The sequence below is a fragment of the Shewanella sp. Sh95 genome (genome assembly GCF_001308045.1).
GTDB lineage: Bacteria > Pseudomonadota > Gammaproteobacteria > Enterobacterales > Shewanellaceae > Shewanella > Shewanella xiamenensis.
This window is the reverse complement of record NZ_LGYY01000231.1, coordinates 1-589: the sequence shown is the minus strand read 5'-3', so window position 1 is coordinate 589 and position 589 is coordinate 1. Positions and strand designations below refer to the sequence as shown.

The window sequence follows — 589 nt, the reverse complement described above, 5'->3', positions numbered from 1 at the left end:
TGCACTCAGCAAAGTCGCTGAGGTTGATGGTGACTTGGAGCTGTACGCCATCACCGTTGATTTCGGCTTGCGTGAGTGAGCCATCACCTGGGTTACCGTCATCGACGATCAATACGGTCGGGGCATTCGGGGCGGTTTCATCCGCCACGGTTGCAGTGTCAGAGCCTGGGCCTGAGGTGTTGTTGGCTGCATCGGTTTGGGTCGCGGTGACCGTGATGCTGCCACCTTCACCCGGGGCGGTTTCCGTCCAGCTGATAACGCCGGTGGTGGCGTTGTAGCTGTAGCCTGTCGCCGGAGTGCCGTCAGCAAACTGCAGCGCCCCATTCACCAGCTTCAGTTCCACATCGGTGGTCGCGGTGCCATTGACGATAGTCAGGTTCACGTGGCCGCCGGCACTGAAGTCCGCAGCATTGATGCTCACGGTTAACTGTACACCTGCGCCATTGCCGCTGATTTCGGCTTGCGTCAGCAGGCCATCACCTGGGTTACCGTCATCGACGATCAATACGGTCGGGGCATTCGGGGCGGTTTCATCCGCCACGGTTGCAGTGTCAGAGCCTGGGCCTGAGGTGTTGTTGGCTGCATCGGT

General features: G+C 59.9%; 1 protein-coding gene. It reads right to left on the bottom strand.

What is annotated here, in order from left to right:
• The coding region (locus tag AEA42_RS16780; protein WP_197278451.1) for a hypothetical protein at nucleotides 1–589 on the bottom strand (589 nt) is incomplete at both ends.